The following is a 15,115-nucleotide window of genomic DNA, read 5'->3' on the forward strand; positions in this document are numbered from 1 at the left end:
CATAAGAAACAATTACAAATAATGATTATAAAACTGTAGTTGCCCCCGAAAGATCGGCCATTTTTACTGGTTAATTTGCTCCGCGATAAACTCACGGGGTGAACGATATCCTAAAGCTTTATGTGGGTGAAGCTCATTGTAATGCTCGAACCATAAATGCAATGATTTGATAACGGTTTTTGCTTCCGGGGTGGGATTAATGCTGACATAGTCGCGCTTGAAGGTTTTGACAAATGCCTCAGCCATACCATTTGATTCCGGGCTTCTGACAGGCGTTGTTCTGGCCTCCATACCGATTGCCGAAGTAGCGATTTTGTGTCTTTGGCAATGAAACAGGAGCCATTGTCGGTTAGCCATTCAATTTTGTGCGGCAAAATATTGACTGAGCCAAAACGATACTCAACGGCAAGGATGGCTAAATCCTGAACATCTTGGCTCTTGATACCTTGTGTCGTTGCGACATGACCGAGCGTTTCGCGGTCACAGCAATCGAGAGCGAATGCCACGCGGACTTTTTCCTTGTTATCACAGGAGATCTCAAAGCCATCTGAGCACCATCGAAGATTGGATTGCCCAACACTGACCTTTCCATCATGTTTCCGGCTTTGATGATCACCGGTATAGCGCTGAAGCAAGAGGCTGTGCTCTTTCATAACCCTGTAAACACGTTTGACATTCGGCCATGACCGGTTTTCCAATATCGCCTTGCGCCGCAAAACCGCATGGACGCGGCGATAGCCATAAGTTGGAAGCTCAGTAATAATATCTTGTATTTCGGACACTAATTCAGCATCTGGCAGGGGTGGTCGTTCTCTACGTTTTTTAGGTCGATCAGCAACACGCGCAGTGATGTTGGATCGAGCAACCTGCAGTGTCTCGCAAACAATACTCATCGAATGCCGCCCTTGGGCCATGACAAAGACCGCAATGTCTGTTTTTTTAAATCAGATGTGGCATCAAGAGCATCTTTGAGAATTTCGACTTCCATGGTCTTCTTGCCCAGAAGACGCTGTAATTCCCGAACCTGCTGCTCAAGTGCGCGATATTGCGATGATGGAACCACCTCTTCATCTGCCGATGTAGCTGTTAAAGCTCCCTGTGTCACTAATTTACGCCAGCCAAAAAGCTGATTGGGCGCAATACCATGCCGACGGGCAACCAGACTGACTGTTGCACCAGTTTCATAGGTTTCCTGAACCATCGAAAGCTTCTCAGCGCTCGTCCAGCGACGGCGACGTTCTGGACCGCCCAAAATTTCAATATGCGAATTATGACTCGTCATATGCCTAACATTACTCCTAACCCTTAATTAAGGGTGAGAAAATGTCCGGATAATTCGGGGGCTCTTACAAAAACCAATATACCAGTTTTCAGGTATATCTATTGACCGTGCGTGATGATTTAAATTGTTCAAATAAATATTCATTTTGCAATTTGCAAAAAATATCGCGGAATATCTTTTTCTTAGAGGAAGCGGAAATTATGTCTCTTATAAAGGTTGGTTTAAAATACCTGACGTTAACCACGGCACTTGCAGCGCCAGCTTTTGTATCAACCTTTGCCTATGCACAAAACGCCGAAGCCATTCCGCCAGCCGCTGATGCGGAATATCACTCCAATTGGGGGCTGGATATGATCAACGCCCTGCCCGCCTATCTTAAAGGATATACCGGTAAAGGTGTGGTCGTAGCAGTGATTGATACTGGCTTAGACGTTAATCATCCTGAATATGAAGGCCGTATTTCACCCTTTTTCTACAATTTTGGTAACGAACAGCCAGTCCGTGACGTTTTCCCAGGAATAGATAATGGAGAATTAAATGGACATGGCGATCATGTTGCAGGAATCATTGGTGCGGGTCGTAATGGCTTTGGCATGCAAGGCGTTGCCTACGATTCTATTCTGATGCCTATACTCGCAGTTGCTGTCGATGGTCGTAATGAGTTTCTTTCGCCGACGGATGAGGCCATATTGTATGCTGTAGAACACGGTGCAAAAGTTATCAATGGTAGTTATGGGCCAGATACGTTTCCCAAGAAAAAATTAGAAAACGGATCCACAAATCCAAATTATAAAATATTGGATTATCAACTTATCGAGGACAGCCCCGAAAGATTAGATTCAACCTATGAAATACTGAAACATGCAGCAGACGAAGATGTTGTCATGGTCTTTGCAGCAGGTAATTCTCGACTAGAGCAACCAGGTGCTTATACGAGTATACCCATCGGTAATGGCATGTTTCCGCTCATCACTCGCGATTTTATCAACAGTGGCAAGATCAAGTTCCTTGATGATGAGGTGGAAACTGTCGATAAACAAAATCCTGATACCTATCAGTTTTTAGACCCGAGTGATCCTGCTTTTGATGATATGGATTTCTCTGATCTCAAAGGGTCATTGATTGTGGTCGTTTCGGTTGGCCGTGACGGCAAGCTCGCTCCTTACAGCAATGAATGCGGTGAAACGGCGGAGTGGTGTATAGCGGCTCCCGGTGGAGCGATGACCCGTGAGAATATTTCGGGAGGGATTTACTCCACTTGGCCGCAAGGCGATGAGAATAATGGCTATCGATACATACACGGCACATCTATGGCAGCGCCACATGTTGCTGGCGCCGCGGCGGTTGTGCGTTCAGCATTTCCCTATATGAATGCCCGCCAGACCATTGAAACCATTTTAACCACCACCACAAAAACCGGTTTTGAAGATCAGGACAAATTCGGACAGGGTTTGCTCAATCTTGGAGCAGCAATCGACGGACCAATGGCCTTTCGGTACGCTGGTGTTTTTGATGTAGATACACAAGGTTATTCTTCAATCTGGTCAAACTCCATTTCCGGCATAGGTGATCTCACCAAGCGTGGCGTTGGTATTCTCGTTCTTAGCGGTCAAAACACCTATCAGGGACCAACCAATATTGTTGGCGGTGGTCTGGAAGTACAGGGAAGTATTACATCGGAAAGCCATGTCTCGCAGACAGGCCAATTGTCCGGTAGCGGCTCTGTTGGCAATGTAATGCTGGCAAAAGGTGGCAAAATCTCTCCAGGCAGTGCGATTTTTGCAGACAATGCAATCGGCACTTTAACGGTTAATGGAAGTTTTATCCAACAAAGCGGCTCAACCTATATTGCAGGTCTGGCAGCCGCTAATGGCACTGATCACATCAGCATCAATGGTGCAGCTATATTTGGCAGTAATAGTTCATTGGAGCTTGTGCGCCAAGGCGCCGGGCGTGGCACTGCTGCTGGACGCTACACGTTACTTACAGCCAGTGACGGTGTTATCGGTACCTATGATAATTGGGGCGGCAGCTTGGTTACGCAAACGCCGTTCATCGATTTTGCCTTAGATTATGATAGCAATAATGTTTTTTTAGAAACCAGCCGCTCAGATGTGGCTTTTGCGGATATCGCCGTCACAAACAATCAAAATGCCACCGCAACAGCCTTGGACAGCCAGATCGCAGGCGATATCTTGTATGACCATTTACTGTTCCTGACCGAAGCAGAAGCCCGGCAAGCCTATGATCAACTCTCGGGTGAGGCATATGCCTCGATACAATCCTCATTGATCAATAACAGCGCGTACACCCGTACAGCTGTATATAATCAATTGTCCCGAAGCTTTTCCAAGTCTTCAGGCATTGGTGAAACAACAATCGGTTATCTGGATCAGCCGAATTTCTGGATGCATGGCCTTGGTGAATGGACAACACAATCCGGCAACGACAATACGGCAAAAACAAGAAACAGTATTGGCGGTTTTCTGACCGGTATTGATGCACAGGTTTGGGATAATTGGCGGTTTGGCTTACTGGCTGGTTACAGCTACAGTAAGTTCCGCATTCATGAACGCATGTCTTCCGGCAAAAGTGACGATTATACCATCGGCTCTTATGCTGGTACTGAAATGGCCCATAATCAAGGCACTTTCGCATTCCGCTCGGGGGCTGCTTATACATGGCATAATATTAACATGAACCGTGGTATCGCCTTCGCCGGCTTTGAAGATAAGCTAGCAGCAGATTATAAAGCGGGAACGTTCCAAATATTTGGAGAACTCGGCTACAAGCATCAAACCACGGAACAATTCGCTATCGAACCCTATGCCAATCTTGCGTATGTGCATTTGAGAGCAGATAAATTCAGCGAAGACGGCCGTAATGGCGCAGCCTTGAACATTTATAAATCCACAATGGATACGGCGTTGGCATCGCTCGGATTTCGGATCTCGGCCGACCTTAATCAAGAGGTTATCCCGGTTAAAGTACGTGCCGACATTGCATGGCGACACGCTTTTGGCGATGTGACACCAACATCAAAAGCAAATTTCACCGGATCTGATGCTTTTACTATCAATGGCATGGCTATTGGTCGTAACACCGCACTTATCTCGACCGGACTGGATTTCCAACTTGAAAAAAATGCAGTTCTTGGAGTTACTTATCAGGGGCAATTCGGTTCCGGCATCACGCAAAATGGTCTGAATGCCAGCTTGAAAATCCAGTTCTGATGAATTTACGTTAAAACATGTCGCTATGCAGCTTACTCGTGCGACGTCTCCTTCTCTCCCCATTGTGGGACAGAAGGAGATGTTAATGAGCATGGGTGACCGCGATATCTTGCGCCCAACCATAGTCATATCCGTGGACGTGAGAGTGTCTTCACTTCATCGATAACAGAAGCGATTTTTTTTATAAGCTTTGTATGCCCAATACTGAAATCTGAGGCAATTTGGCGGCGCGGCAAGTCACTGTCCAGTGCGATGCAAACCGTATTGAGCTGTGAGTTTATGGCGACGCGGACGGAAAATCAGGTTGATCTGATCGTGAGCGACAAGGAACCTTTGCGCCTGTCGCGCTGACTTGAACCGACCCAATATCGTTTCCTGTTTTCGCGTTGGCCTATGAGAGACTTCTATAGCATTATTCAAGCCTTTATGAACCCGGTGATCCGCATCTGCTGAAAGGTTTTGTATCGGCTCAATGTAACTACGCAGCTTGTCCGTCACGATCACACGTGATTGACGAATTGCTTCACCAGTCTGGAGAAAAACCGTTTGGCAGTCTTAGTATTTCGACGCGTTTGAACTATAATATTAAGAACATCGCCATCTGCATCAATTGCCCACCAAAGCCAAAACTTCTTTCCTCCGATAGTAATGAAAGCCTCATCAAGGTGCCACTTGTCTTTTGGCTTTGGCAGACTCCTGCGGATACAGTCGGCTAAATGGCGACCGAAGCGATTAATCCAGACGCAAACGGTTTCTCGGCTGACAAACTCGCCACGCTCAGCAAGAAGATCTTCCACATCGGCCGTGCTCAATGCAAATCGGTGATAGGTTTAGACAGCGCAAGCAATAAATTCACGCGGAAAACGCCCCCCTACCTCAAACAACCTGGCAATGATGTCATATGCCTAACATTACTCCTCACCCTCAATTAAGGGTGAGAAATAACCGAATAATTCGGGGCTATTACAATTTATTGTACAGGTACCAGTTTTCAGGGATGGCTTTGCTGAATTCTCAGGGACATAAATCAAATAAAAGTAGGTTGAATATTCATTTTGCGTCGAGGATCAGAAATATGCCCAGCCACAAAGTCAAGTCTCCTTCAGCTCTCACGAGGCGGACTTTTTTATGCTCGTCCTCAGCAGCACCTCTTCTTGCATTATTTCCCCTGCCAGTTTGGGCGGCTACATCAATTTATGATGTCAACTCATTCATGAGACTCTCAGAAAAACAACTGGGACAGACCGGACTTTCTAAGGACATGGCGACCACAATTATGGAAGTCTATATCAGACTTGGCAAAGAAGATGATCTCGTCCAACTGGCAGCAGGTGATGACAATCAAGATCTATCTGATTCATTGGTTGCCACTTGGTATACAGGTGAATCTCCAAACCCGGATGATCTGGTGGTGGTAGAATATACGGATGCGCTGATCTGGCAGGCGATGGATTACACCAAACCAATGGGATACTGCGGTGGCACAATTGGCTATTGGTCTGAACCGTCAGAAGCTTAATTCCGTTAATCGAGGCACTAGGGATTGTTACATGTCGGAAAATATTTCTGTTGATGTTTTGATTATCGGAAGCGGTATTGCTGGTGCAATTGCTGGTGCAAAATTGGCGCAAAAGGGTATGAAAGTGGCCTTTTTGGAAAGTGGAAAGCGTATTGATCGTTTTGATGCCGTCGAAAAATTCTGGAATGCGAAAATTAAGGTTCCGGAGTCGGCTTACCCGAATGATCCGACAGCCCCGCATCCGTTAGCTCACAGGATTGGTGATTATTATCAACAAATGGGGCCTGAGAATTTCAAATCGACTTATATCAAGGTTGTGGGCGGAACCACCTGGCATTGGTTGGGAACGACACTTCGCAATGTGCCTGCTGATTTCAAGATGAATTCACTTTACGGACAAGCGGTTGACTGGCCATTCGACTATCATGCGCTTGAGCCTTTTTATCTGGCGGCTGAACAGGAAGTCGGCGTAGCAGGTGATAGCACAGAGGACCTTGGCTCACCAAGATCGGGTGATTTCCCGATGCCGCTGATACCGCAGACATATCTCGATAAACAATTCACAAAAGCACTGGAAGGATCGAAATATCAAGTTCGATCCACACCTCAAGGTCGCACCTCTGTAGCAATAGGCGATCGGCCTGAATGTTGCGGCAATGGCTCGTGCATCCCTGTCTGTCCGGTGCAGGCGAAATATGATGCGACTATCCATCTGGATCAGGCAGAAGGTGCGGGCGCGGTTATCTATGATCAAACGACAGCAACAAGATTGAACCTCGCGCCAGACGGGCAAATTGCCTCTGTCGATTTTCGGCGTGCTGATGGCAGCACTGGAACGGCAAAAGGCAAGGTGGTTGTTGTAGCTGCTCATGCTATTGAGACGCCACGCTTATTGTTAAACTCTGCTCAGGAGGGGGCCGCAAATGGTGTTGCCAATAGCTCCGATCAAGTTGGTCGCAATTTGATGGATCATCCAAGCAAATTAAGTTGGGCAGAGGCTAAGGATCCCGTCTGGCCTTATCGTGGACCGCTTTCCACATCAGGAATTGAAAATCTGCGTGACGGTGAATTTCGCAAAGACCGTGCGGCTTTTAGAATAGAGATTGGCAATGATGGTCATAACTGGCCAACGGGTGCGCCGTTGTCAACGGCGGTAGAATTGGCAAAGCAAGGATTACGCGGTGCCGAGCTTGACGCTGCAATCAGACAGGTTACTTCGCGACATATCCGCTTGGCTTCTCTGGTAGAGCAATCGCCCGAAGCCAGTAATCGAGTTACACTCGATCCGGAAAAGCGTGATGCCAATGGCATGCCACTGCCACGGATAGAGTATAATTATGATGAATATACGCGAGCCGGATTAGCTGAAGCTGAAAAGGCTCATACGGAAATATTCACAGCTTTAGGTGCAACAAACATCAATCATGCTAAGGACATACAAGGATCGGGTCACGTAATCGGTACGGTTCGTATGGGGACGGATGCTGCCAGTGCAGTCGTTGATGCTGATCTTCGTAGCTTCAATCATCGGAATTTATTTCTATTGGGTTCAGGGACATTTCCAACATCAGCGACGGCCAATCCTACACTCACAATTGCTGCCCTGTCATTGAAAGCAGTGCCGGCAATAGCTGCGACGGTAAAATTTTGACTTTAAGGTAAGAGTTATCAGACCATGACCTTCCTTCTGTGTTTTCTATCTGCGATTTACATTTGTGTTGATTTGGCAGGAGTTTAGCGATGGCCACTACAATGGAGTTTCTCAAGGGCTCTGACTCAGATATCCGTGGGAATGCTTAGTGGCGCTGGACAAAATATATAAAGACGTGGTTGTTTTGGAAAAGCTTAAAGCTTGGAGCAGTAGTGAATGCAGTTGCCGCCCGCTACAGACTTCGGATGTACCATCTTTCTGAATGGCGCAGCCAGGTGCATTGCCGAAATGGTGTGGGCGATTAGATCATTCTCATGATATTTGACCTGCGGATGCACCAGTTCATCAGGGCATTTGCCTTCGGCCTTCAACTGCGTGATGGCAATCCCGTAGGTTGGTGCTTTATTAGTGTTGATGACACGTGGCTTTCCCCAGTCTTTCAAGCTATTCAAAGCCTTCCCCAAGAAGCGCTTGGCTGCTTTGGCGTTGCGCGTCGCAGACAGGTAGAAATCGATCGTGTTGCCGAATTTGACGACGACTCGGTAAAGGTAAGTCCATTGTCCTGGGACTTACACATAAGTTTCATAAACCCGCCAACTCGGGGGTGACGCGAACGCCGTCGGCAGAACGCAGTCGATGCACGTAATACGTTCTTCCGGAGATCTCAGGTTCACCGCGTCATCAACTTCGCGGACCTTCGATTTCAGCTCTTCGAGAAAGCCCATCGCCCCACCGCCCTGATCATCTACGGCAACGCCAAGGCTGACGGTTTCCCATATCGCTTCGACTACTGGGCGCCGAAGGCCGACCTCAATCTACGGATCAAGCGCATCATCACCCTGAGCAGCACCGACAAGGTCATGCTTAGTGTCGGCACAGTCCTCGACAACCCCCTCATTTTCAAGCAGCGACTATGGATGCGAGAGCCAGAGGCCAAGCTCTTCGGCTACCTCGCGCGGTTTCCTAAGCTGGGAGATTTCGTTAGAGATTTCGGCAGCTTTAGCCGTCGCCGAGAAGAGCCGGGCGACCGATGGGTGATTGGGCAAGGCTATCAGCCCTACAATGAGGACAGCGAAAGCGACACACCTCCGCTTGTGAGCAATTACGTCGGCCAATTGCCGGACTTGCCGATCGCAGCTTACTCCCGCTTGGCTCTGGCTACCGAAGGCTTGCGACCAGCCCCGTCATCGACTGTTCGTCGCCGGGGGTTCGAGGCTGGTTTCGAGGGCACGCGTATCCTTATCCCGCGCGGGGTCGAGACGTCGCAAAACCGCCTCCGAGCTGCTTATAGCGATGAATCGCTCACCTTTCAGGATATATTGCAGGCAATCGTTGTGCCCGCAGGAGAAGGTCTCCGTGCAAAAGTTCTAACCGCGATACTCAATAGTCGTATTGCGATCTGGTACGCTTTTCATGGTACCGCGTCCTACGGTTCTGATCGCCCCGAGGTCAAACAAGCTGACTTACTGCGATTGCCTTTTCCGTCACCCGCCGATGTCCCTGATCCAGATGCTGCCACTCAGGCTGCTCATGAGCTAATTGAGATTATGGATTGCGCATACGAGCGCTCCCGTGAACCCTTTTCTATGCAGATCGACGAGAACGAGATTCTTCGTGCGATTGATCGGCTGGCATACCAATATTTTTGTCTGTCACCTGACGAAATTGCGCTGATTGACGATACCGTCGAGGCGATACTACCCGCGCTTCAACCCCATGAAGGCCATTTCCCGAAGCTGTGGGGAGCGCCGGACGAACCGCAACGGGCACAATATGCGCGCACCCTTTCAACCAGCCTTGCTGACTGGTTCAACGGCAAGAAAATCGATGCTCGCCTTATGGCGCGCGGGGCAGATCTGGCGATCCTTCGGCTGCGCTTGGGAGGCCAGGAAGACTATGCCGAAGATACAGACGGAGAACTGAGCGCAGTTCTTGAGCAACTGGCAGCGCATATCCAGCGGCCACTTGATGGCAACTGCCAGTTAATCCCAGACCTCCGGGTTTTCGTCGGTGATTGTCTGTACCTGATCAAACCGATGCAGATGCGCTTCTGGCTACGCTCCACGGCACTTGCCGATGCCGATGGAATAGCACTGGATCTCCAGCAGGCAATCGCCGCGCCGAACCAGTGGGGTGCTGGTTGATGCTGATCGGCGATGTGCAGGGATGGGCTGACAACTTTATTTCATTCGATGATCGTTTTTTGGAGAGGATCGCCACAGCTTGGCCAGCTTGTATGGCCATTCTTCCCGCACAGCCTGGGGAAGATGACATCACCATCAACCTCGTCGACCGTCTAGCGAAAGATGCGGTGGTACGTCGGCTATGCCACTGGGTCGAGTATCAGTTCGAACCATTCAGGCTTGCGGCGGATGGTTCGAAATACAGCAAGGGCATCATCGACATCGCCGTTCTCTTCGATTGGGAACGGGAGCGCTATCTGGCCTATGAGTGCAAGCGGCTCAACGTGATAAACGCCGGAAGTCGCAGTTCCCTAGCTACGGTCTACGTGACCCAGGGAATGATGCGTTTTCTTACGGAACAATATGCTGAGCAGCTACCTGTGGGCTGTATGCTTGGTTATGTGCTCGACGGAGATGTGAGCTTTGCGAAGGAGCGGCTTGCCGCCGCCATCGCCAACCACTCGCCCCTCATACTCATTGACGGCCCCACGCCACTTACATCCATCGAAACTATCGAACGATTCCGAACGCGGCATACCCGCCCAGCCGGTTCGCAGATCGAATTGCGGCACGCCCTATTTTCGAAATCATCCGGGACGGAACCAAACGGCTGACAAGCCGAGTATCGGCGAGGACAAGCCTTTGGATAGCAGCAAAATCATCGAGAATGCAGTCAGCAAGCTCGCAAACAGCATGAGAATTTACGTTGAAGCGCAAATGCGTTTTGGCGAGCTGTTCAAGATCGACGCCGAAGAAGCGATTGATAATGTCGATCGTGGCTTCGAGATGAAGCTTGAGGCGTTCCATACGCTTTACGATGTCTCAAAGAATCTATTCCCCTATTTTGATCATGGGGATACCGCCCTGATGATAGCCATACGAAACGCAACCCATCACCGCAATCACCCACTCTTCATAAGTCTGAAGCGACGCCTGCACCTTGAGCGAGGTGGAATAGAACCATGGCTCGGCGCGTCCTTTTTGCTCGCCAACCACCCGACAGCCCACGGCGCTCCGATCTTAATGTCCCACCATATAAGATTGGACGATCTGGACGCACGCCTCGACCCTTCGCGTGCATCGCCATATCTGGACGTCTCCGTGAAAGGTGCAAAAGCAACCAGCCGGTTTACGGTGATCGATTCTCAACTCGGACTGCCAGAAATCCGCGCTTTCCGTTCGCAGCACAGATACCCCGACGATCAAGCATATCTCGATCTTATGCCGATTTTTGTCTCGGCTACTTGTAAGGTCTTCAAGGCGCTGAAGGCTGAAGGCATAAATTTCAACGGTTTCGACGCCAGTACCTATCTCATCCCCTTCACGTCAGAGCTCGACATTGACCTTTCTAGTCAAAAATTCTGGCAGTTGCGCCTGCGTGGTTTTGGGCCACTCGACCTTATACCCATTCCCATCGAGCAAGAGCGGAACCGGGATTCGGAAGCAAAGGCAGATCGAGCATGAGTTCATGGACATTGGATGATCTGCGCCGCCTCGATCTGAAATATGCAGAGGAAGGTATCCATATCCATCAACGGCCATTTCGGGCCGCGACAGAAATCCTCGGCTCCAGCTTGGTCATCGGCATTGGCGGGAACCCCGAAGTCAAACGGATCATGGACGCCTATACCGCCATGATGCCCGAGGTCGACACCAACTGGCCAGGCGCCGGGATAGGTTTCGCCGCCTCCGTCGATCAGATACGCAAACTGACCTTTCCGGTCGTGTTCGGCCAGGTCTCTCTCCAACCTTGGCAGGTCGCGGGCTTCACCAGCGCCGAAGAATGGTGGATCTGGTGCCGACAGGATAGAGCAATTGCAGGGGACGTCGCTTTCTCGTTCGCCGATCTCCACGATTTCACCAATGGCCTGAGTGAAATCGAACACGCGATACCGGCGGCAACGACATTATGGCGCATGGCGCGATCCAACATCGAGGACGTTGCCAACACGCTACCGACCTCCTTCAGTCATGACTCAGTCATTCAGCCGATTTGTATGGTCGCCGAACTCTCGATGAAGGCATCCCTCGTCCACGACGGCACCGACCCGGATTCCTTCCGGAAAGGCAAGAATGGCCACAATCTATCATCGATAGCTATTCGCATGGCGGAAGCACGCCCGCACCGCGATGATGCGCGGGTTCAGGCCATTGTCGGCGCACTGCCGCCCTATGTCGAAAGCCGATACAAGCCTGCCGGATTAAAGCGGCTTCAGGTCGTGAAACTCGCCCTCGGCGTACAGTTCATCGCCGCCTCAAGCCTTCGGCGGCTGGCTGGGGCTGATCTCGCCCTCCAGATGGAAAGCGACGAGTGGCCCGGCTCGCGACAGCCATTCGCCATCTAACGATATTCAGGATTTGCTATGCCCTATGAGGAACTCATCGACCTATTAAGATCACGCAACGCGCTCATCGTGCATTGCTCCCGGCCAGGGAAAGGCGACGAAGGGCTGAAAGGTCGGCTGTTTCCAGATGATCTGCGCGATGCCATCAAGGTTTGCGAGACCGGCGTCGGCGACGTGAGCTGTTCTGTGATTTGGCCTGGCCACTGCAAGACCTTCGGCTCGATCGGCATCGTGCTCAAACCACGTTCCATCGCTTCAATCACATCGGCCCACCCGACTGATGCCGGCACCGTTCGAGACACGAACGGCCGCCGAACAGGCCTTGGCACACCCTACTCCCGGCAGGCTGTCACGGACACTGTTGATTGCCGCTGAGAACTGACCCGGTGGGGGTGCGGACGAAAACTTGGACTATCAGGGAGGTAGTTCATGTATTCCTACGAAGACCGGATGCGAGCAGTTGCGCTTTACATCAAGCTGGGCAAGCGCCCGAAAGCGACTATTCGCCAGTTGGGCTATCCAAGCAAGAATGCTTTGAAGGGCTGGTACCTGGAATATGAGCACCATCTTGATCTGCGTTTAGGATTTGCGCCCCGAGCCCCTAAGTTCACACAGGCGCAGAAGGAAGTGGCTGTTGAGCACTACAGTACGCATGGTCGTTGTGTTTCTGCAACCATGCGCGCCTTGGGCTATCCCGGCCGTGCAACGTTGACAGCATGGGTTCGTGAGGCGTTTCCCGAAACTAGCGAAGCTGTCACTGGAAGAACTGGACGTCCACGATATCCTGATGCATTGAAGAAGGCGGGCGTTGTCGGGCTTTATACTCGGCAAGAAAGCGCGCAGGCCTTGGCCGAAAAACTCGGCGTATGCAGACCGACACTGTATAACTGGAAAAATCAGTTACTTGGTCCGGAGGCTCCCGCATTCATGAAACGCAAGAACAACTTACCGCCAGTGCCTGAGCGAAAAGAATTAGAGTTTCAGCTCGAAACACTGCAGCACGATATTCAGAAACTGCAGCTTGAGCACGACCTTTTGAAGAAGGCGAATGAAATTCTAAAAAAAGACCTGGGCGTCGATCTACAACTTCTGAGTAATCGGGAGAAAACGCTGTTGGTCGGCGCCCTAAAAGATCTTTATCAACTCCCGGATCTGCTTGCTCAGTTGGGACTGGCGCGCAGCTCATATTTTTACCATCGAACCCGCATGAGGATGAGCGACAAGTACCTCACTATACGTCAGAACATCACTGAAATCTTTGAACTTAACCGTCGATGCTATGGCTACCGCAGGCTACAGGCTTCATTGGCCAAACAATCCGTTATAATCTCAGAGAAAGTTGTGCAGCGCTTGATGAAACAGGAGAACCTGATCGTTGCCACGCCAAAGCGGCGGCGATATCGCTCTTATCTCGGAGAAATCAGTCCGGCACCCGAGAACCTTATTAATCGCGATTTCCAGGCCGCAGGCCCAAACGAGAAATGGCTGACCGATATCACTGAATTCCATATCCCGGCTGGCAAGGTATATCTCTCGCCCATCATCGACTGTTTCGATGGGTTGGTTATAAGCTGGTCTATCGGAACGAGACCAGATGCGGAATTGGTCAACACGATGCTCGATACCGCAATAGAAACTCTCACAGGTACAGATGAGCGGCCAATAGTGCATTCTGATCGGGGTGCACACTATCGCTGGCCGGGTTGGCTATCGAGGATCAGTGATGCGAAGCTGGTGCGCTCAATGTCCCGCAAGGCGTGTTCTCCAGATAACGCTGCATGCGAAGGCTTCTTCGGAAGGCTGAAAACAGAGTTCTTTTATCTCAGCGATTGGAAGAACACCACACTCGAGCAGTTTATCAATGAAGTTGATGGCTACATTCGGTGGTATAACGAGAAGCGGATTAAGATATCACTTGGCGCACGCAGCCCAATCGAATATCGAAACTGTCTTGGCATTGTGACGTAAAACCAGTCCAAGTTTTTATCCGCACCCCCACTGGGTCAGTTCTCAGCGGCAATCAACAGGGCAGAAAGAGCAGCCGGCCGTAAAGGCTGCACTCGATGCCTGGTTTGACGAAGTCAGCAAGACGGAATGGGCGAGCACCGCCGATGTGAAGCGACTTTATGCGACGGCGAGCATCGTCAGCGCCGAGCGGATCGTCTTCAACATCAAGGGCAATGACTACCGCCTCATCGTGTCGGCGGACTTCGAGAAGGGTATCGTCTGGATCAAGTGGCTCGGCACGCACAAGGCTTATGACAGAATCGACGCGAAGGAGATCGAACATGGCAACTGATCTGAAACCGATCCGCACGGAATCGGATTACGATGAAGCGCTAGCCGATGTCGAACGGCTGTGGGGCGCCAAGAGCGGCACACCAGAAGGCGACCGCTTGGATGTGCTGGCAACACTGATCGACGTCTATGTGGCGAAGAACTATCCTATGGACCCGCCTGATCCGGTAGAGGCGATCCGCTTCCGCATGGAGCAACAGGGGCTGACCCGCAAGGATCTGGAGCCGATGATCGGCCCGCGCAATCGGGTTGCGGACGTTCTCAACCGCAAGCGCAGCCTATCTATCGACATGATCCGGCAATTGCATATCCGCCTCGGCATCTCGGCCGAGGTGCTAATCCGGCCAAGCCGGATGGATAAGGTAGCTTAGGAGAGACAGCCGATGACCCGCGTTGCACTTTATGCCCGTTATTCCTCCGACAATCAGCGCGCGGCATCAATTGAAGACCAGATGCGCATCTGCCGTGAACAGGCGAAGCGGGAAAACTGGAAGATCGTCGGAACCTACAAGGATGCAGGCATCTCTGGCGCAAGTATGATCCTGCGTCCCGGCATTCAGGCGCTCATTCAGGATGCGCAGGCAGGCCAGTTCGACGTTGTGCT

11 protein-coding genes and 4 pseudogenes are annotated in these 15,115 nt (G+C 50.6%); 12 read left to right on the top strand and 3 right to left on the bottom strand.

Annotated features, from left to right (window positions below; all coding sequences use genetic code 11):
* Positions 1–63: 63 nt before the first annotated feature.
* Positions 64–1,282 (bottom strand): annotated as a pseudogene (locus JNC77_RS15380) (IS3 family transposase).
* Positions 1,283–1,389: 107 nt separating this feature from the next.
* On the opposite strand from JNC77_RS15380, the gene JNC77_RS15385 reads away from it, so the two are divergent.
* Entirely contained in the window at positions 1,390–4,515 is a 3,126-nt protein-coding gene (locus tag JNC77_RS15385) for an autotransporter domain-containing protein (RefSeq protein ID WP_374834091.1), read from the top strand.
* 237 nt (positions 4,516–4,752) lie between these two features.
* On the opposite strand, the pseudogene JNC77_RS15390 reads toward JNC77_RS15385, so the two are convergent.
* Positions 4,753–5,411 (bottom strand): annotated as a pseudogene (locus JNC77_RS15390) (IS6 family transposase).
* 365 nt (positions 5,412–5,776) lie between these two features.
* Between JNC77_RS15390 and JNC77_RS15395 the strand changes: the two are divergent.
* Together JNC77_RS15395 and JNC77_RS15400 are read left to right on the top strand one after the other, a co-directional pair.
* On the top strand, positions 5,777–6,034 hold the full coding sequence (locus JNC77_RS15395; protein ID WP_374834070.1) for a sugar dehydrogenase complex small subunit: 258 nt from the start codon (positions 5,777–5,779) through the stop codon (positions 6,032–6,034).
* 31 nt (positions 6,035–6,065) lie between these two features.
* Positions 6,066–7,685, top strand: coding sequence for a GMC family oxidoreductase (locus JNC77_RS15400; protein ID WP_116088964.1), 1,620 nt, complete (start codon positions 6,066–6,068; stop codon positions 7,683–7,685).
* A gap of 257 nt (positions 7,686–7,942) precedes the next feature.
* Here JNC77_RS15400 and JNC77_RS15405 read toward each other — a convergent pair.
* Positions 7,943–8,284: pseudogene (locus JNC77_RS15405) on the bottom strand (DDE-type integrase/transposase/recombinase); the annotation flags it as partial.
* A gap of 261 nt (positions 8,285–8,545) precedes the next feature.
* On the opposite strand from JNC77_RS15405, the gene JNC77_RS15410 reads away from it, so the two are divergent.
* From JNC77_RS15410 to JNC77_RS15450, 9 genes and pseudogenes are all read left to right on the top strand, one after another.
* Positions 8,546–9,829 (top strand): hypothetical protein, encoded by a 1,284-nt coding sequence (locus tag JNC77_RS15410; protein ID WP_374834073.1) that lies wholly within the window; start codon positions 8,546–8,548, stop codon positions 9,827–9,829.
* Positions 9,829–10,482: a hypothetical protein gene (locus JNC77_RS15415; protein WP_374834075.1), complete on the top strand. Its 654-nt coding sequence runs from the start codon at positions 9,829–9,831 to the stop codon at positions 10,480–10,482. The genes JNC77_RS15410 and JNC77_RS15415 overlap by 1 nt, the downstream gene beginning before the upstream one ends.
* A 28-nt stretch (positions 10,483–10,510) precedes the next feature.
* Entirely contained in the window at positions 10,511–11,332 is an 822-nt protein-coding gene (locus JNC77_RS15420) for a hypothetical protein (protein ID WP_374834077.1), read from the top strand.
* A complete protein-coding gene (locus tag JNC77_RS15425) occupies positions 11,329–12,213 on the top strand; it encodes a hypothetical protein (protein WP_374834079.1) in 885 nt (294 codons plus the stop codon). The genes JNC77_RS15420 and JNC77_RS15425 overlap by 4 nt, the downstream gene beginning before the upstream one ends.
* An 18-nt stretch (positions 12,214–12,231) precedes the next feature.
* Complete coding sequence (locus tag JNC77_RS15430; protein WP_374834081.1) at positions 12,232–12,588, top strand: hypothetical protein; 357 nt, start codon at positions 12,232–12,234, stop codon at positions 12,586–12,588.
* A gap of 54 nt (positions 12,589–12,642) precedes the next feature.
* Positions 12,643–14,181, top strand: a complete 1,539-nt coding sequence (locus JNC77_RS15435) for an IS3 family transposase (protein ID WP_374834083.1) — start codon at positions 12,643–12,645, stop codon at positions 14,179–14,181.
* 142 nt (positions 14,182–14,323) lie between these two features.
* Positions 14,324–14,512, top strand: a pseudogene (locus tag JNC77_RS15440) (type II toxin-antitoxin system HigB family toxin); the annotation flags it as partial.
* Complete coding sequence (locus JNC77_RS15445; protein WP_374834085.1) at positions 14,502–14,882, top strand: helix-turn-helix domain-containing protein; 381 nt, start codon at positions 14,502–14,504, stop codon at positions 14,880–14,882. The pseudogene JNC77_RS15440 and the gene JNC77_RS15445, both read left to right, overlap by 11 nt.
* Positions 14,883–14,894: 12 nt before the next feature.
* Positions 14,895–15,115, top strand: a 221-nt coding sequence (locus JNC77_RS15450; RefSeq protein WP_374834087.1) for a recombinase family protein, incomplete at its 3' end; no start/stop codon positions are given.

This window comes from Paenochrobactrum pullorum (genome assembly GCF_041929845.1).
Taxonomy (GTDB): domain Bacteria; phylum Pseudomonadota; class Alphaproteobacteria; order Rhizobiales; family Rhizobiaceae; genus Paenochrobactrum; species Paenochrobactrum pullorum.